The following is a 16023-nucleotide window of genomic DNA, read 5'->3' as shown; positions in this document are numbered from 1 at the left end:
CCCCGCCGGGAGCCCCCGGGAGGGCTAGGTTGAGGCCATGACCGGCGCGCCCGTGCGGGTGTTCCTCGTCGACGACCACGAGGTGGTGCGTCGCGGCGTGGCCGACCTGCTCGGGATGGAGGGCGACCTCGAGGTCGTCGGCGTCGCCGGGACGGCGGCCGAGGCGCTCGCGCGCGTCCCGGCGCTGCGGCCGGACGTGGTCGTCCTCGACGTGCGGCTGCCCGACGGCGACGGCGTCAGCGTGTGCCGGGAGCTGCGCTCGCGCACCGACGTGGCGGTGCTGATGCTCACGTCGTTCGACGACGACGAGTCGCTGTTCGACGCGATCCTCGCAGGCGCCTCCGGGTACGTGCTCAAGCAGGTGCGGGGCACCGACCTCGTCGCCGGGATCCGCACGGTCGCGGCGGGCGGCTCCACGCTGGACCCGAAGGCCGCGGGCCGGCTCATGGAGCGGATGCGCCACCAGGGGGAGGACGACGACCCGCTCGCGGACCTCACGCCGCAGGAGCGCCGCATCCTGGGCCTCGTGGGCGAGGGGCTGACGAACCGGCAGATCGGGGCGGAGCTGTTCCTGGCCGAGAAGACGGTGAAGAACTACGTGTCCAGCCTGCTCGGGAAGCTGGGCCTCGAGCGTCGGGTCCAGGCCGCGGTGCTGGCCGCGCGTCTCGAGCGGGCGGGTCGTCCGCTCGAGCCCGAACGGCCCCCGGCCGAGCACTGACCCCGCCGTCAGGGCTCCGTCGGCAAGGGGGCCAGCGGCACGCGCCAGCGCAGCGCGGTGCCGCCCGTGCGGCCGGGCAGCACCTCGAACGACCCGCCCAGCTCCGACGCCCGGCGCTCGAGGTTCGCCAGCCCGCTGCGGGGCGCGTCCGTGGCGATCCCGGTGCCGTCGTCCACCACCGTCAGCACCAGGTCGTCGCCCGCCCGCAGGCTCACGTGCACCTGCGTGGCCCGGGCGTGGCGGGCGGCGTTCGACAGGCTCTCGCGCAGCACCGCCACCAGGTGCGCCGTCGTCGTGGACGGGACCTGCGCGTCGATCGGCCCCTCGAACCGGACCGTCGGCGCGAAGCCCAGGGCGTGGGTCGCGGCCTCCGCCTCCGCGAGCAGGAGGGACCGCGTCGCGAGCCGGCGCGGGCCGGCGACGCCCGGGTCGCGCAGGCCGCGGATCGTGGTGCGGATCAGGTCGATCGTCTCGTCGATCTGGTCGATCGACTCCCCGACCCGGGCGGCGATCTCGCCCCGGCCCGTGGAGCCGAGGGGCCGCACGTCGGCGAGCCGCCGGTCCACGGCCTGCAGCGACAGGCCCGTCGCGTACAGCCGCTGGACGGCCAGGTCGTGCAGGTCGCGGGCGATCCGGTCGCGGTCGCGCACCACCGCCAGCCGGGCGGCGTCCGCGCGCCGCTCCGCGAGCTCCAGCGCGACGGTCGCCTGGTTCGCGAACGCGCCGAGGGCCTCGACGACCACCGTCGGGAAGGGCTCGGCGCCCCGGACCCGCGCGACGACCAGCACCCCGAGGACCCGCTGCCCGCGACCGACCAGCGGGAGCGCGGCGAGCGGGCCGAGCGTGCCCTCGGGGTGGAGCACCACCTCCGCCCGGTCGTCGGAGGTCGCGTCGGGCGAGACGATGACCCGGCGCTCCAGGAACGCCTTGGCCGTGAACGACCCGGGGTTGCGCATCAGGCGCCCGCGCAGCATGTCCGCCCGGATGCCGACCGCGGTCCGCACGACGAAGACCGGCTGCCCCGCGGTCCCCTCGTCGTCCTCGACCGGGACGGCGAGCCCCGCCGTGTCGGCCGCCGCCACGTCGATCGCCTCGGACGCGACCAGGTCCAGCACCGTGTCCGGGTCCTCGCCCGACAGCAGGCGCCGGGCGATCTCGTCGTCGGCGCGCGACCACCGCTCGCGCAGCCGGGTCTCCTCGTACAGCCGGGCGTTCTCGACGGCGAAGCTCGCCGCGGACGCGAACCCCTCCAGGAGGCGCTGGTCGTCGTCCGTGAACTCCCCGCCGCCCCGCTTCTCCGTGAGGTACAGGTTGCCGAACGGCGCCCCGTGCACCTGCAGCGGCACCCCCAGGAAGCTGCGCATCGGCGGGTGGTGGGGCGGGAAGCCGACCGACCGCTCGTCGGCGGCGATGTCCGGCAGGCGCAAGGGGTGCGGGTGCCGGATGAGCTCGCCCAGGAGCCCGTGCCCCGTGGGGAACGGGCCGACCGCACGGATCTCCGCCTCCGTCATGCCCGCCGTGATGAACCGCGCGATGCGCTGGTCGCCGCCGAGGACGCCGAGCGCGGCGTAGCGCGCGTCGACCACCGCGGCGGCCGCCTTCACCACCCGGTGCAGCGTCGTCTCCAGCTCCAGGCCCCGGCCCACGGAGACGACGGCGTCCAGCAGGACGTCCATGTCCCGGTCCCGGCGGCCCTGTCGCGGGCTCACCATTCCCACGGTAGTACGGGTTGCCCGGGAATTCCGGGTGATCCCCGAAGGTCACGATCGGGACCTTCGGCCTGTGGGTGAAGGGCCCGCCGTCCCGGGCCCCGGGGCGTTCGGCTCTGCCGGGCGCGCACGCCGCCGTGGCGCACTGGTGGCGAACGGAGGTGGCCCATGAGCAGCAGTGTCGGTACGCCCGTCCGGGACGTCGTGGTGGGCGTCGACGGGTCGGAGGGCGGCTACCACGCGATGGCGTGGGCGGCCGGCGAGGCCGCGCGCCTGGCGGCACGGCTGGTCGTGCTGCACGCGTACGCCCTGCCGATGGGGGTGGGGGCGATCGCCGCGCCGGCCGGCCACCCGGACCCGCGGGCCGAGGCCGAGGTGCTCCTCGCGCGCGCCCGGGCCCGCTTCGACCGCACGACGAGGATCGGAGCGCTCGCGGCCGAGCCCACGGAGGTGGGCTACGCGACGGTGCGCGGCGACGCCAGCGCCGTCCTCGTGCACCACGCGCGGCGCGGCGCCGTCGTCGTCGTCGGCCGCCGTGGTGTCGGGACGTTCGACCGGGTGCTCATGGGCTCCGTGTCGTCGGCGGTCGCGGCGCTGGCGCCCGGCACGGTGGTCGTCGTGCCGCGCGCGGCCCGCGCGCAGGAGCCGCGGCGGGTGGTCGTGGCCGTCGCCCCCGGCGAGCCGCTCGACCGCGTGCTCGAGGCGGGGTTCGACGAGGCCGACCGCGCCGGCGCCGAGCTGCTCGCGGCGCACGCCGCCGACCGGGGGATGTTCACCGGCGTCACGGAGGGCGACCTGGACTGGCTCGAGCGGCTCCGCGCGGAGGCCCGGGCGGACCTGGAGGCCCGCGTCAGCCTCTGGGGCGAGAAGTACCCCCGGGTGCGCTGGTCCGTCGAGGGGCGTGGCGGTCACGCGCCGGGCGCGCTGCTCGCGGTGCTCCGCTCCGACGACCTCGTCGTCACCAGCGGGCACGACGTGCGGAAGGTCGTCCGCGGCTCGATGCCCGACCGGCTCGTGCGGCACGCGCCGTGCGCGGTGACGGTGGTGCACCCCTGAGGCTTGCGGCCGCGCGCCCGTCGACTCCCCCGAGCGGGTGCACGGCCGCAGGAGGCCGCGCGTCGCCTCAGGCGCTCAGCGAGCGCTGCGACCAGCTCACGCCGAGGGTGCGCAGCACGTCCTGCGGGTCGCGCCGGGTGGCGTCCGTGTAGGCGCGCAGCGACATGACCGACGCCGTGAGCATCGTGGTGAGCACCTCGCGGGCGAGCCGGGCGTCGTGGCTGGCCTCGTCGAGCAGCTCCTGGACCACCCGCGAACGGATGCCGAGGTCGGGCTCCGAGCAGGCGGTCAGCAGTGCGATCGTCATGGACCCGGCGTCGGCGCCGGGGCGGATGCTGTCCTCGTCAGTGCTCATGGCGTCCCCCTCCGCGGCCCGACCCCTTTGGTCTACCGCACGGGGCGCGCACCCGCACGCGGAACCGTCGCCCCACCAGGGCGGACGCGGGGCGTCGGGAGGCGGCTTGCGGCGCACGCGCGCCGCGCGGAAGGATGCGGCGCGATGAGCCCGTCGCCCGCGTCCCGCCGCCGTCCCGCCCTGCTCGCCCTGCTGGGCGCGGGCCTCGTCGGGGCGCTCGTGCTCGCCGGCCCGGCCGCCGTCGCGGACGAGGGGCTCACGGAGGAGTCGCACAGCCGCTACGAGCTGCGGGCGTCCGGCAGCGAGGTCCGCGCCACGGTGACCACCACCATCGGCAACGTGACCCCCGACCGGGGGCTGACGTACTACTTCTACACGTCGTACGCGATCCCGGTCCCGGCCGGCGCCGAGCGCGTCCGGGCCACCAGCGGCGGAGCACCGCTGAGCGTGTCGCTCGAGTCGACCGAGGACCCGAGCACCCGGTACGCGGTGGCCTCGTTCGCGCCGCTGCGCTACGGGCGCACGCGCACCATCGAGTGGAGCTTCGACGTCCCCGGCGAGCCCGTGCGCTCGAAGGACTACACGCGGGTGGGCGACGGCTTCGCCACGTTCGCCGCGTCGGGCGTGGGCGACGTCGGCCGCACGACGGTCGAGGTGGTGCTGCCCGCCTCGATGACGTTCGACGCGACGTCCGACTCCTTCACCGAGAAGCGCACCGGCAAGACCGTGACCTACACGGCCACCGAGAACTCGGACAAGGACGGCATCTGGGCCGTGGTCTCGGCCCGCGACCCGAAGAAGGCGGACGAGAAGCGCGTCGACGTCGCCGGCACCACGCTCACGCTGCAGAGCTTCCCGGGCGACAAGAAATGGACGACGTTCGTCTCGCGCAAGCTGACGAAGGGCCTGCCGGCGCTGGAGGACGTGGTGGGGCGGCCCTGGCCGGGCGGTCTGGAGACGATCCGCGAGGACGTGTCGCCCAAGGTGCTCGGGTACGCGTGGTTCGACCCGGGCAAGGACGAGATCGTCATCCCCGAGGACCTCGACGACGTCACGCTCTACCACGAGCTCGGGCACGCCTGGCTGAACCCGGACCGGCTGAAGGAGCGCTGGCTGTCGGAGGGGATGACGGAGGTGGTGGCCCACCGCGTCGTCGCGCGCACCGGCGGCACCAGCGACCCGTGGAGGGCGCCCGACCGCGGCTCCGACGTCGCCCTGCCGCTCTCGGACTGGGAGGCGAGCCCCGGCGAGCTCGACGCGGACGTCGAGGCCTACGGGTACGCCGCCTCGTACACGGCCGTCCAGCGGCTGATCGGCGGGCTCGACGACAACGCGTTCACGGCGGTCGTCTCGGCGTCCCAGGCGGGGGAGAGCGCCTACGAGCGGCCGGGGTCGACCGACGAGAACCACGGCCGCACGGACTGGCGGCGCTTCCTCGACCTCGTCGAGACGCGCGGCGACGTGGCCGGGGCGCCGAAGGTGCTGCGCACCTGGGTGCTCACCGGCGACCAGCAGGCGAAGCTCAAGGCCCGCTCCGCCGCGCGCGACGCGTATGCCGCGCTCGACGAGGCGGACGGCGCGTGGGAGCCGCCGCTGGGGCTGCGCACCGCGATGACGGAATGGGAGTTCGGCGACGCGAAGGCCGCGCGGTCCGCGCTCAACGGCGCGGCCGCGGACGCCGGCGCCGTGCAGGCCGCCGCCGACGCGGCGGGGTTGGAGGTGCCGGCCACCGTCCGCGCCGCCTACGAGGACGCGTCCGACGACGCGCAGTACGCCGAGCTTGCGACCCTGCTGCCGCGCGCCGCCGACGTCACGACGCAGGTCGGGGAGGCCGTGCGCGCCGCGGAGGCGGACCGGGACCCGGTGTCGGGGCTGGGGGCGTCGGTGCTCGGCGTCGAGCGGTCGGCCGAGCGCGCGCGGGACGACCTCGCCGCCGGCGACCTGGACGACGCCGCCGCGCACGCCGGTGCGGCCTCCGACCGGGCCGGGGTCGCGACGGCCGCCGGCGCCGGGCTGGTCGTGCTCGTGCTCGCGGCGGGCGGCGGCGTGGTCGCCCTGGTCGTGCGCGGACGGCGGCGCGCGCGGCGTCGCGCCCAGGAGGCCGCGGCCGCGGGCCCCGCGCAGCCGTCCGTGGTGGCGGGGTCAGTCGTGGAGGATCCGCTGGAACAGGGCGTGGTCCTGCCAGCGGCCGGCGATGCGGAGGTACCGCGGCGCGGTGCCGATCCGTTCGAAGCCGGTCCGCGCCAGCACCCGCTGTGACGCCTCGTTGTGCAGCAGCGTGGCGGCCTGCACGCGGTGCAGGGCCAGGTCGTCGCGCGCGTGGGTGCACGCGGCCTCGACCGCCGCGGTCATGATGCCGCGGCCGGCGAGGGCCGCGTCGACCCAGTAGCCGAGGTGCGCGCTGCGGAACGCGCCGAGCACGACGTCGCTGAGGTTCACCCGCCCGACGACGTCCCCGTCGCGCTCGAGCACGAGGGGCGCGGAGCGCCCGGAGCCGTGCGACAGCAGCTCCACGGGGATGCGCTCCGCGTGGTAGTCCGCCTCGTAGAACGCCGCCGGCCGTTCCGGCTCCCAGGGCGTCAGGTGGTCGCGGTTCCGGGCGTACGCCGCGGCGAGCGCGGGGCCGTCGCCGCGGCGCAGGAGGCGCATGACGACGCCGTCGGGCAGGTCGGCGGGCAGGGTGGGGGGCGGGGTGGGGGCTGGGTCTCCGGGCGCGGGCACGACCGCGAGCCTAGACCCGGGCCTGGTCGCGCAGGGCGGCGAGCGCGTCGCGCACCTCGTCCGCGACGGGCCGCGCCTGACCGGAGGCGATCCACGCCTCGAACCCCACCCGGAACGCCGCGACCCCGGCCTCCGCGACCATCGACGCGGCGGGCTCCGCGGAGCCACGGTCCCGCAGCGCCGCCGCGGCGGCGTCGCGCAGCGCGGAGAGCTTGAGGAGCTCGCGCTCCTGCAGGCGGGGCGTGGCGGCGACGACCGCGGCGCGGCGGGCCGCGAACTCGCGACGCTCGTCGAGCGCCGACGCCGCGGTGCAGAAGGCCGCGCCGACGACGTCCAGCGGGTCGGCGTCGTCGGGTGCCTCGCGGACGGAGGACACCACGGCCTCCTCGAGCTCGTGCGAGCCGTCGAACAGCACCTCGCGCTTGTCCGCGAAATGGCGGAAGTAGGTGCGCTCGGTGACGCCGGCGCGCTCCGCGATCTGCGCGGTCGTCGTCTGCTCGAACCCCTGCTCGGCGTACAGGTCGAGGGCGGCACGCGTCATGCGTCCGCGGGCGTCGGGTTCCCATCGGGCCATGCCGGACAGTCTAGTGATGACAGTGCCAGACATCAGGTGTAGCGTGAGTGATGTCAGCAACTGACATCACCTGAGGAGAACCCATGCGCGTCTTCGTCACCGGAGCCTCCGGCTGGATCGGCTCCGCCACCGTCCCCCATCTGCTCGCCGCGGGCCACGAGGTCGTGGGGCTGGCCCGGTCCGACGCCTCCGCCCGTGCGGTCGAGGCCCTGGGCGCCACGGCCTACCGCGGCAGCCTCGACGACGTGGCCGGCCTGCGGGCCGGTGCCCGCGACGCCGACGCCGTCGTCCACCTCGCGTTCAAGCACGACTTCTCGGACTACGCCGGCGCGGGCCGCACCGAGCGGGCCGTCGTCGAGGGCTTCGTCGACGAGCTGGCCGGCAGCGGGCGGCCGCTGCTGCTGGCGTCCGGGCTGGTCGGGGCGCCCGGGCAGGTCCTCACCGAGCGTGACCCGTCCACGTTCGCGGGGCCGGACGCGCCGCGCGGCGGCTCCGAGGGGCTGGCGCTCGACGCCGTGGAGCGCGGCGTCGGGTCGGTGGCCCTGCGGTTCTCGGCCACCGTGCACGGCGCGGGCGACCACGGGTTCACGTCGGTGCTGGTGCGGACGGCGCGCGAGCGCGGCGTCTCCGGCTACATCGGCGACGGGGCGAGCCGGTGGCCCGCCGTCCATGTGGACGACGCCGGGCGGCTCGTCGCCCTCGCGGTCGACAAGGCGCCCGCGGGCTCCGTGCTGCACGCCGTGGGCGAGGAGGGCGTCGTCCACCGGGAGATCGCCGAGGCGATCGGTCGTCTGGTGGGCGTGCCTGCCGTCTCCGTGGACCCGGCGGACGCGGCCGAGCACTTCGGCTGGCTCGGCACGTTCTGGGGCATGGACGCCGTCGCGTCGAGCGCCCTGACGCGCGAGCTGCTCGGCTGGGAACCCACCGGCCCGACCCTGCTCGAGGACCTCGCCGCGGGGGCCTACGACCACGCGGTGCGCGGCTGACGCCGCGCGGCGGGCCGGGCGGGCCGGGTCAGGCCTGCCGGTCCTCGTCGGCCAGTCGCGGCTCGGTGCGCAGGGCCGGCCGCAGGCCCGCCTTGTCGGCGTAGAACGCGCGGATGTCGTCCATGTCGGCGCGCACGTCGCCGGTGAGGCGGAGGGTCGGGCCGAGGCCGGTGGTCATGGTGGTGCGGTCCACGTAGCCGAGCGTCACGGGGAGGTCGGCGGCGCGGGCGATGCGGTAGAAGCCGGACTTCCAGCCGTCGCCGGACCGTGTGCCCTCCGGCGTGACGACGAGGTGGAAGACCTCGCCGGCCCGGACGCGGGCGAGGACGTCGTCGACGACGCGGCTGGGGTCGCGGCGGTCGACGGCGATGCCGCCGAGCGCGCGCATCAGCGGCCCCCGCCAGCCGGCGAACAGGGTGTGCTTGCCCAGCCAGCGCACGTCGAGCCCGAGCCGCCACGCGATGGCGAGCATCAGCACGAAGTCCCAGTTCGACGTGTGCGGCGCGCCCACGAGCACGCCCGCCTGTGCCGGAGCGGGCTCGCTGCGGAGGGTCCAGCGGCTGAGCCGCCAGTAGGTGCCGGCGAGCGCCCGCCGCAGGGTTCTGAGCATCGGGCGACTCTACCGGCCGGCCCGGGGATGTGATGGAATTTGAACATGTTCAGACTGAACGTGTTCAGAATCGGCCCGACGCGATGACGGGGCCGGAGGGGTCGACGCGCGACCTCGTCCGCCGCACGGCGCTGCGGATGTTCCGCGAGCGAGGCTTCGCGGCGACGACGATGCGGGCGATCGCCGCCGAGGCCGGCGTCGCGACCGGCGTCGCGTACTACTGGTTCGGGTCCAAGGGCGACCTGGTCCAGGAGCTCTACCTGGAGGTCAACGAGGACCACGCCCGGCGCGCGGCCGGCGCCCTGGAGGGGGCGGGCGGCGGCCTCGGGCCGCGGCTGCGCGCGCTGTGGCACGCGGGCATCGACGCGTTCGAGCCGTCGCACGACCTGGGTGCGGAGCTCGTCGCCGTCGCGATCCGTCCGGGTGCCGCCGAGAGCCCGTTCTCGTCCGCCTCCGCGGAGACCGCGCGCCTCAGCCGGGCCCTTCACGAGCAGGTCGTGGAGGGTTCGTCGACCCGGGTCCCCGCGGCCGTGCGCGAGGAGCTGCCGCGCCTGCTCTGGCTGGCCTGGCTGGGCGTGACCCTGTTCTGGGTGCACGACGGCTCGCCCGGGCGGCGCCGGACCCGCGCGCTCATCGACGGCGCGGCGCCCCTGGTCGCCCGGCTGGTGCGGGTCGCGGGCCTGCCCGGCGTGCGGTCCGTCGTGGACGACGTCGTCGGCCTGGCGCGGCAGGTGGAGGCGTGAGCCGCGAGGCGGCGGCCGTCGCCGCGCGCACGTGCGCGTGGGCGTGCGTCGTCCTCCTCGCGGTCGTCGTCGTGGCGGCCTTCGTCGTGGGCATCGTGACGGCGGTGTCGGGGGACGACGGGACGGCGGGAGTGGGGACGGCGTTCTTCGGCCTCATGCTGTGGGCCGTCGTCGCGGCGGTGGCGTGGGCGCTGGGTTGGCCGCTGGGGATCGTCGTCGAGGGGCTGCTCGCGCGGGCGGGCGCCGGGACGGGATCGCGGGCGGTGGCACTCGCCGCGGCGGCGGGTGCGGTGGCCCTCGCGGCCGCGGCCGCCATCGGCTTCCTTCCCGAGGGGTGGGTGGTCGCGGTCGTCCTCGCCGTGGTGGGTGCGGCTGCTGCCGGGATCGGGCGTGTCGTGGTCGCCGCCCGCGACCGGCGCGCCGGCACGGACAGGGCCGATGCCCCGCTCCGCGTCGCGCTGGTGGGGTCGGGGGCGGGCAGCACCGCTGCGCACGTGCTGGAGGCGGCGCGCGCGCCGGGGGCCGGGCTCGACGTGCGCCTGGTGGTGGGCAACAACAGCGGGTCGGGGATCTTCGACGTCGCCCACGCGCACGGGGTGCCGACGACGCACCTCAGCGGTGTCACGCACCCCGACCCGGTCGCCCTCGATGCCGCCCTCCTGTCCGCGCTCGAGGGTGCGGGCGTCGAGGTCGTCGTCCTCGCCGGGTACATGAAGAAGCTCGGGCCCCGGGTGCTCGCGCGTTACGAGGGCCGCGTCCTCAACACCCACCCGGCGCTCCTGCCGGAGTTCGGCGGTGCGGGCATGTACGGCGACCGCGTCCACGCGGCGGTGCTCGCGGCAGGGCGCCCGACGTCGGGGGCGACGGTGCACCTCGTGACGGCGGGGTACGACGAGGGCCCGGTCGTGGCGCAGGCCGAGGTCCCCGTGCTGGCCGGCGACGACGTGCCCGCGCTGCGGGCGCGCGTCCAGGCCGCGGAGAAGGGGCTCCTCGTCGACGTGCTGCGGGGCTGGACGCGCTGAGCCGGCGTGCCGCCGGGCGTGTCGTCGCCTCGCGCGGGCTGTCGTTTCGTGGTGAGTCGGCCAGACCGGATCGGTGACGGACAGGCCGCACCGGGGCCGCCCCAGCGGGAGATGACGTCTCTGCCGGAGTGGTGCCGGCTGGGCGGGCGCTGCTCCTGACCTGCCGACAGGACGAAAGACCACGGTGTCGGGGCGGCGGGGACACGCCGTGGGACACGCCGGGTGCCGGGTGCAGGGACCCGATGTCGGAGGGTCGCGGGACGCTCCACGGATGAGCGAGCACGCGCACGGCGTCCACCACACCATCGACTACGTGGAGCTTCCGGTCACGGACCTCGCGGCGGCGCAGGAGTTCTACGCCGCGGCGTTCGGCTGGGAGTTCACCTCGTACGGCCCCGGGTACGCGGGCATCCGCACGGCCGCGGAGCGCGCCCCGGCGGAGGCGGGCGGGCTGCGTCTCGCGGAGGCGGGCGAGGTGTCGCGCGGCGGTCCGTTCGTGCTGCTGTTCTCCGACGACCTCGACGCGACCCTCGCCGCCGTCACGCGGGCGGGCGGGCGGGTCGCCGCGGGGCCCTACGAGTTCCCCGGCGGGCGCCGGTTCCACTTCCTCGACCCGAGCGGCAACGAGCTCGGGGTGTGGGCCACGTCCTGACCGGCGCTGCCGGCGGCCTCAGCCCGCCGCGGCGAGCGCCAGCACCCCCGCCGCGACGGCGAGGGGCGCGACGACGACGCCCTGGGCGACGACGCGGCGCACCAGCCCCGCGGGGGCCGAGAACGTGTGGCGCCGGTACTGCTGCAGCCACAGGAGCGTGGCGAGCGACGCCCACGGGGTGATCAGCGGGCCGGCGTTCACGCCGACGAGGAGCGCGGCGAGCCGGGCGTCGTCACCGGTGACCGTCGGCGCGAGCGCGAGGTAGGCCGGCAGGTTGTTCACCGCGTTGGCGGACGTCGCGCCGACGGCGGCGACCTGGGCGAGGCTGCCGGCGTCGTCGCCCGTGCCGACGAGCGGGGCGAGGAGCTCCGTGAGCCCGTGCGCGTGCCAGGTGCCGACGACGACGAACAGGCCCGCGGTGACCACGACCGTGCGCCACGGCACGAGCTCCCGCACCGGGACGGGCAGCGGGGCCCGTCGCCACGCCGTCGCCACGCCCAGGACGGCGGTGGCGCCGAGCGCCACGGGCAGCACGGGGAGCTCGGCCGCGAACCCGGCGCCCATGAGCAGCACGACGACCGCCGCGACGCGCAGCAGCACCGGGTCCGCCGCCGCACGCCGCGCAGGGACGGCGTACCCGCCGCGCAGGGCGGACGCGTGCAGGGCCGCGAGCGCGAGGAGCACGACCGCGAGCACGGCCAGTGCGGGTGCGGCCATCACCCCGAGGTAGCCCGCGTCGAACGACGGCGCCGCCATGAGGTTGGTCAGGTTGGAGACGGGCAGGAGCAGCGAGGCCGTGTTGGCGAGGGCCAGCACGGTGAGGGCCAGGGGGAGCGGGTCGCGGTCGAGGCGCCGCGCCACCGCGACGACGGCCGGGGTGAGCAGCACCGCCGTCGTGTCGAGGGACAGCACCACGGTGCACGTCGCCGCAGCGCCGGCCACGAGCAGCCACAGCACCCACGCGCGGCCGCGGGCGAGGCGGGCGGCGCCGTCCGCCACCGCGTCGAACAGCCCGGCGCCCGCGCAGAGCTCCGACACGACCGTCAGCAGCACGACGAACCCCAGCACCGGGCCCGTCAGGGCGGCGAGGGAGCGGGCGTCCTCGGCGGGGAGCGCGCCCGTCAGCGGCAGGAGGACGACGAGCAGCAGCGCCGGCACCCACAGGGGCGGAAGGAGCTTCCGGACCCGGCGGCCGGGGCCGGTCATCGCCGGCTCGCGGGGCGTGTCACGGGCCGAGCGTAGTGCGCCGCCCCGGAGTTCCTCGGGTCGGGACGGTAAGGATCGGGCCCCTGCCGGCAACTGAGGGGTATGAGCACACGCCGACGACGCCCTGGGGACGCCTCCGCCGCGCTGCTCTTCGCCCTGGTGGCGGTGGGCTGCACGACCGTGTGGGTGGTCTGGGCCGGCGTGGTGATGCTCATGGCGCCGGACGCGCCGCGGGCCGCCGGCTGGGTGTGCACGGTGGCCGGCGTGGTGGTGCTCGTGGCCGTCGGGCTGCTGGTCGCGTCGCTGCTGCGCGGCCCGGTGCGGATCGTGCCCCTCGACGCGTCGGGCACGCACTGGTCCCTGCGGGCCGCGCCCGTGCCGCTGCGGATGGCGAGCTCCGCGTCGCTGGCCGCGGGGTCGCGCGGGGAGGCGCTCGCGGCGCAGGTGGTGCGGGCGGCGACCCGCGACGACGTCACGCGGCGGGCGAGCACCTCGCGGGCCGTGCTGGTGCTGCAGCAGGTCCTCGAGCTCGCGCGGCGCCCGCAGGACGAGCAGTGCTCCGCGGGGGGCGAGGCCGAGTGGGCGCGTGTGCGCGCGTCCGTCGTCGACCTCGCCCTGCGGGCGTCCGACCACCCGCCGCACCCCGTCACCCTGCTGCCGTGGGAGGAGCACCTGGCCGCCCCGCGCTGAGTGCTGCTGACGGTGCCCGCCCGACCGGATCAGGGGCCGGCCGGGCGGGCGCCGTCAGCGTCCACGGGCCCCGGCCGCCGCCTCGGCCAGCACCTCGGCGACGCGGCGGTGCCCCTCCGCCTCGAACTCCTCGTCGCCCACCTGGTACGCCCACACGGCGGTGCCGATCGCCTCGCGCACCCGGGAGCGGAACCACGCCGCGGGCTCGCGGGGGTCGCGCCCGTACCCGGCGAAGAACGCCGCCTCCGCGTCCGGGTGCCGCCGGAACTCGCGTGCGGCGAGCCGGTCGAGGTCGCTGGCCGCGGGCCGCAGGTCGGCGCGGCCGAGGTCGATGACGCGTACCGTGCCGCCGTCGTCGACGAGCCAGTTGCGGGCCTGCCAGTCGCCGTGCGTGGGGACGAGGACGGCGGGCGGCGTGGGCCACGACCGGATCAGCGCCCGTAGCCGCGCCACGTCGCCGGCGGCGATGCGGTGCTCCTGCGCCAGCCGGCGCTCCGCGTTCGCGTCCGCACGGGCCTCGTGCTCGACGTCCTCGACGGCGAGCTGGCCGTGCAGCGCGGCGAGCAGCCGCCCCGCCTGCTCGTACGTGCCCGGGTCGGACGCCGCCGCCGGCACGTCCTGCACCAGCCGGCCCGGCTGGTAGGTGGTGACGAGCAGGCGGGCGTCCGCGTCGGCGTGCAGCAGCCGGCCCACCCGGTCGCCCGCGTCGGCGAGCCACGGCCCCGTCCACTCGCGGTGGGCGCGGATCTCCCGCGCGATGTGGTGGTCGCTCTCCCCGCCCGCCTTCGCGACGACCGTCCGCCCGCCGGCGGCGACGCGCAGCACGGTGGTCTCCACCAGGCCCCAGCTCATGTCGGCCTCGACGCGCGCGCCCGGGAGCCAGGTGGCGAGCAGCTCGCGCTGCTGGTCGGACAGCACGGCGAGCGCCAGGTCACCGGTCACGAGGAGGTGGAAGACTCGTGCCGGGACCCGTCGTCGAGGTACCAGACGATCTGCCCGGCGGGGCTCCAGTCGTCCTCCGTGAACCCGCTGGCCCAGACGGCCCAGTACCCGTCCGACACGACGGCGTCGAGCAGGGTGCCGTCGGGGACTCGGAACTGGACGCTCGCGACGTCGTCACCCGCGAGACCGACGAGCATCCGGTCGTCGTCCGACCCGCCTCCGATCTGGAGGACCGCCTCGTCCGGCTCCGGCAGGTCGTCGATCGCGCCGCTCACCGTGCTCCACGCCTGGTACGGGGCCTCCGCGTCCTGCTGGCACACGACGAACCGCTCGTGGTCGCGGACCAGCACGGTGAGCCCCGCGTCTCCGTTCCGCCGCTCGATGACGGGCTCGACCCCGGTGGCGTCGCGCCCGGGGGCGCAGGCGTCCCGGCGCGCCTCGGCGGGCGGCGTCACGGTCGCGGGGTCCGCGGGCCACGCGCCCTCCAGCGGCGTGGACCGTTCGGACCCGTCCGTGGCGGTCCAGAGGAGGGTGAGCCGGGCGTCCGGCGGCACCTCGTCCCCGGGGAGCATGACCGCCCACTCGCCGTTCCCGATCGTCCGCACGTCGGTGGCGGGCCCGTCGTCCACGGACAGCCGGATCGAGCGGACGTCCTGGCCGGCTGCGCCCCAGGCGACGTACCAGTCGTCGTCGCGGACGCCGGCGGGCACCACCTCGTCGGGGCCGGGTTCGGCGGGGTGGTCGTCGGGCCACAGCGTGGTCGACGCGGAGGAGCTGCCCGCGTCGCCGGCCTCGCCGCAGAACCCGGTGAGGCCGGCGTCGTCGGACCGCATCAGGACCAGCCGCGTCCCGTCGTCGCGGGACTCGGCGGCGAGCGAGCGCCACGCCTGCGGGTGCTCGACGTCGTCGGCCTGGTGCGCGGCGGTGGTGAGCCGCGACGCGCACGCGGACGGGGGCGGTCCGGCGGGCACCGGGGCCGGGGGCCGGCCCGTCAGCGCCAGCCCGACGGCGACCACGCCGACGACGCCCGCGGCCGCGGCGCCGAGCTGCACGCGCCGCCGGCGGCGCTCTCGGGCGGTGCGGCCCCGGCCCAGCGGGACGACGACGTCGTCGTCGTACGCGCCGACGGGGGTCACGACGGCCAGGCCGGTCGCGTCGGGGATGTCGTCCCCGCCGTCCTCGCGACGGTGGTCCCGGAGCTCCAGCACGTGGGCGTCGCCGACGCGGCGGCTGCGGGGGTCGGCGGGCCCGTCGAGCGTGGCGTCGAGCGCGGCGCGTGCCGCGGCGAGCCGCTCGGGGTCGGGGGACGTGGTGGGGGCGAGCCGGGCGAGGCGCTCGTCGACGCCTGCGGTGCTGCCCGAGGTGCTGCCTGCGGGGTTCATGCGGACCTCCTCGAGGGCGCGGGGGAGCGGGTGTCGTCGGTGCCCTGGCCGGCGGGGCCGTCGGCGGGGCCGTCCGCGGGGCCGTCGGCGAGCGAGGCCAGCCGGCGTCGGGCGCGGTGCAGGCGCACGTGGAAGGTCGCGGTGCTGCAGCCGGCGACGGCGGCGGCCTCGGGTGGCGCGAGCCCGTCCCACGCGACCAGGAGGATCGCCTCGCGCTCCCGCTCGGTGAGGTGGGCGAGAGCCCGGAGGAGGCCGTCGCGCTCGACGGCGAGCGCCTCGGGGGCGGCCTCCGGCAGCGGCGCGGACGCCGCGAGGGAGGCGAGCTCCTCGTCGAGGGTGCGCCGCCGGCGGGCCGCGCGGTGGGCGTTGCGCACGAGGTTGCGCGCCACGACCAGCAGCCACGGCAGCGCCGGGTCGGGGACGTCGTCGAGGCGGCGCCAGGCCACGAGGAACGTCTCGGAGAGCACGTCCTGGGCGGTGTCCGGGTCGGTGCGCCGCCACAGGTACGCCTGGACGCGGACGGCGTGCGCGCTCCACAGCGCGGACAGCCGTTCGCGCGGCTCGGCGGTGCCGTCGGGAGTGCCGTCGGGGATGCTCACACGACGTAGTGTCCCGGGCGGACCGGCCCTTACACGCGAGATCGGTCGTCCGTGGCGC

Annotated in this window: 17 protein-coding genes; 8 read left to right on the top strand and 9 right to left on the bottom strand. The window is 76.9% G+C overall.

Features of this window, described 5'->3' with window-relative positions:
- Nucleotides 1-37: 37 nt before the first annotated feature.
- Nucleotides 38-718, top strand: a complete 681-nt coding sequence (locus ACFU5J_RS10410) for a response regulator (protein WP_430576913.1) — start codon at nt 38-40, stop codon at nt 716-718.
- Nucleotides 719-726: 8 nt separating this feature from the next.
- On the opposite strand, the gene ACFU5J_RS10405 is transcribed toward ACFU5J_RS10410, so the two are convergent.
- Complete coding sequence (locus ACFU5J_RS10405) at nt 727-2427, bottom strand: GAF domain-containing protein (protein WP_430578670.1); 1701 nt, start codon at nt 2425-2427, stop codon at nt 727-729.
- A gap of 168 nt (nt 2428-2595) precedes the next feature.
- Here ACFU5J_RS10405 and ACFU5J_RS10400 point away from each other — a divergent pair, with 168 nt between their 5' ends.
- Nucleotides 2596-3483, top strand: a complete 888-nt coding sequence (locus ACFU5J_RS10400) for a universal stress protein (protein WP_430576911.1) — start codon at nt 2596-2598, stop codon at nt 3481-3483.
- 67 nt (nt 3484-3550) lie between these two features.
- Here ACFU5J_RS10400 and ACFU5J_RS10395 read toward each other — a convergent pair whose 3' ends face one another.
- A complete protein-coding gene (locus tag ACFU5J_RS10395; RefSeq protein ID WP_430576910.1) occupies nt 3551-3838 on the bottom strand; it encodes a hypothetical protein in 288 nt (95 codons plus the stop codon).
- Between the two features lie 144 nt (nt 3839-3982).
- Here ACFU5J_RS10395 and ACFU5J_RS10390 point away from each other — a divergent pair, with 144 nt between their 5' ends.
- The gene (locus tag ACFU5J_RS10390; RefSeq protein ID WP_430578669.1) at nt 3983-6097 is read left to right on the top strand and encodes a hypothetical protein; all 2115 of its coding nucleotides are present in this window, start codon (nt 3983-3985) and stop codon (nt 6095-6097) included.
- Here the strand turns inward: ACFU5J_RS10390 and ACFU5J_RS10385 are convergent.
- Nucleotides 5981-6559 carry a GNAT family N-acetyltransferase gene (locus ACFU5J_RS10385; RefSeq protein WP_430578668.1) on the bottom strand — a complete coding sequence of 193 codons (579 nt, stop codon included), beginning with the start codon at nt 6557-6559 and terminating at the stop codon, nt 5981-5983. The genes ACFU5J_RS10390 and ACFU5J_RS10385 overlap by 117 nt on opposite strands.
- A gap of 10 nt (nt 6560-6569) precedes the next feature.
- Nucleotides 6570-7133, bottom strand: a complete 564-nt coding sequence (locus tag ACFU5J_RS10380) for a TetR/AcrR family transcriptional regulator (protein WP_430578667.1) — start codon at nt 7131-7133, stop codon at nt 6570-6572.
- An 83-nt stretch (nt 7134-7216) separates the two neighbouring features.
- On the opposite strand from ACFU5J_RS10380, the gene ACFU5J_RS10375 reads away from it, so the two are divergent.
- On the top strand, nt 7217-8119 hold the full coding sequence (locus tag ACFU5J_RS10375; RefSeq protein WP_430578666.1) for an SDR family oxidoreductase: 903 nt from the start codon (nt 7217-7219) through the stop codon (nt 8117-8119).
- Between the two features lie 28 nt (nt 8120-8147).
- Here ACFU5J_RS10375 and ACFU5J_RS10370 read toward each other — a convergent pair whose 3' ends face one another.
- Entirely contained in the window at nt 8148-8729 is a 582-nt protein-coding gene (locus tag ACFU5J_RS10370; RefSeq protein ID WP_430576905.1) for a 1-acyl-sn-glycerol-3-phosphate acyltransferase, read from the bottom strand.
- Between the two features lie 83 nt (nt 8730-8812).
- Here ACFU5J_RS10370 and ACFU5J_RS10365 point away from each other — a divergent pair, with 83 nt between their 5' ends.
- The 3 genes from ACFU5J_RS10365 (at nt 8813) to ACFU5J_RS10355 (ending at nt 11146) form a co-directional block, all read left to right on the top strand.
- Nucleotides 8813-9472, top strand: a complete 660-nt coding sequence (locus ACFU5J_RS10365; RefSeq protein ID WP_430578665.1) for a TetR family transcriptional regulator — start codon at nt 8813-8815, stop codon at nt 9470-9472.
- On the top strand, nt 9469-10494 hold the full coding sequence (locus ACFU5J_RS10360; RefSeq protein WP_430578664.1) for a formyltransferase family protein: 1026 nt from the start codon (nt 9469-9471) through the stop codon (nt 10492-10494). Before ACFU5J_RS10365 ends, ACFU5J_RS10360 begins: the two co-directional genes overlap by 4 nt.
- Nucleotides 10495-10765: 271 nt before the next feature.
- Entirely contained in the window at nt 10766-11146 is a 381-nt protein-coding gene (locus ACFU5J_RS10355; protein ID WP_430576902.1) for a VOC family protein, read from the top strand.
- Between the two features lie 18 nt (nt 11147-11164).
- Here ACFU5J_RS10355 and ACFU5J_RS10350 read toward each other — a convergent pair whose 3' ends face one another.
- Nucleotides 11165-12352 (bottom strand): SLC13 family permease, encoded by a 1188-nt coding sequence (locus ACFU5J_RS10350; RefSeq protein WP_430578663.1) that lies wholly within the window; start codon nt 12350-12352, stop codon nt 11165-11167.
- A 102-nt stretch (nt 12353-12454) separates the two neighbouring features.
- Between ACFU5J_RS10350 and ACFU5J_RS10345 the strand changes: the two genes are divergently transcribed.
- Nucleotides 12455-13042 carry a hypothetical protein gene (locus ACFU5J_RS10345; RefSeq protein WP_430576900.1) on the top strand — a complete coding sequence of 196 codons (588 nt, stop codon included), beginning with the start codon at nt 12455-12457 and terminating at the stop codon, nt 13040-13042.
- A 54-nt stretch (nt 13043-13096) separates the two neighbouring features.
- On the opposite strand, the gene ACFU5J_RS10340 is transcribed toward ACFU5J_RS10345, so the two are convergent.
- Genes ACFU5J_RS10340 through ACFU5J_RS10330 form a run of 3 tightly spaced genes read right to left on the bottom strand, consistent with a single transcriptional unit; the run spans nt 13097 to nt 15965 of the window.
- Nucleotides 13097-13984, bottom strand: coding sequence for an aminoglycoside phosphotransferase family protein (locus ACFU5J_RS10340; protein ID WP_430578662.1), 888 nt, complete (start codon nt 13982-13984; stop codon nt 13097-13099).
- The gene (locus ACFU5J_RS10335) at nt 13981-15366 is read right to left on the bottom strand and encodes a hypothetical protein (RefSeq protein ID WP_430578661.1); all 1386 of its coding nucleotides are present in this window, start codon (nt 15364-15366) and stop codon (nt 13981-13983) included. Before ACFU5J_RS10335 ends, ACFU5J_RS10340 begins: the two co-directional genes overlap by 4 nt.
- Complete coding sequence (locus ACFU5J_RS10330) at nt 15363-15965, bottom strand: RNA polymerase sigma factor (RefSeq protein WP_430578660.1); 603 nt, start codon at nt 15963-15965, stop codon at nt 15363-15365. The genes ACFU5J_RS10335 and ACFU5J_RS10330 overlap by 4 nt, the downstream gene beginning before the upstream one ends.
- Nucleotides 15966-16023 lie beyond the last annotated feature (58 nt).

The organism is Isoptericola sp. NPDC057559 (assembly GCF_042801555.1).
GTDB lineage: Bacteria > Actinomycetota > Actinomycetes > Actinomycetales > Cellulomonadaceae > Isoptericola.
Note: the sequence above shows the minus strand (reverse complement) of the source record. Positions and strands in the feature narration are given on the sequence as shown.

Excerpts from the sequence above, each read along its gene's own strand:
- ACFU5J_RS10335 (WP_430578661.1), bottom strand. The coding sequence starts at position 15,366 with ATGAACCCCGCAGGCAGCACCTCGGGCAGCACCGCAGGCGTCGACGAG.
- ACFU5J_RS10355 (WP_430576902.1), top strand. The coding sequence starts at position 10,766 with ATGAGCGAGCACGCGCACGGCGTCCACCACACCATCGACTACGTGGAG.
- ACFU5J_RS10400 (WP_430576911.1), top strand. The coding sequence starts at position 2,596 with ATGAGCAGCAGTGTCGGTACGCCCGTCCGGGACGTCGTGGTGGGCGTC.
- ACFU5J_RS10370 (WP_430576905.1), bottom strand. The coding sequence starts at position 8,729 with ATGCTCAGAACCCTGCGGCGGGCGCTCGCCGGCACCTACTGGCGGCTC.
- ACFU5J_RS10350 (WP_430578663.1), bottom strand. The coding sequence starts at position 12,352 with ATGACCGGCCCCGGCCGCCGGGTCCGGAAGCTCCTTCCGCCCCTGTGG.
- ACFU5J_RS10410 (WP_430576913.1), top strand. The coding sequence starts at position 38 with ATGACCGGCGCGCCCGTGCGGGTGTTCCTCGTCGACGACCACGAGGTG.
- ACFU5J_RS10395 (WP_430576910.1), bottom strand. The coding sequence starts at position 3,838 with ATGAGCACTGACGAGGACAGCATCCGCCCCGGCGCCGACGCCGGGTCC.
- ACFU5J_RS10345 (WP_430576900.1), top strand. The coding sequence starts at position 12,455 with ATGAGCACACGCCGACGACGCCCTGGGGACGCCTCCGCCGCGCTGCTC.
- ACFU5J_RS10365 (WP_430578665.1), top strand. The coding sequence starts at position 8,813 with ATGACGGGGCCGGAGGGGTCGACGCGCGACCTCGTCCGCCGCACGGCG.
- ACFU5J_RS10380 (WP_430578667.1), bottom strand. The coding sequence starts at position 7,133 with ATGGCCCGATGGGAACCCGACGCCCGCGGACGCATGACGCGTGCCGCC.
- ACFU5J_RS10375 (WP_430578666.1), top strand. The coding sequence starts at position 7,217 with ATGCGCGTCTTCGTCACCGGAGCCTCCGGCTGGATCGGCTCCGCCACC.
- ACFU5J_RS10390 (WP_430578669.1), top strand. The coding sequence starts at position 3,983 with ATGAGCCCGTCGCCCGCGTCCCGCCGCCGTCCCGCCCTGCTCGCCCTG.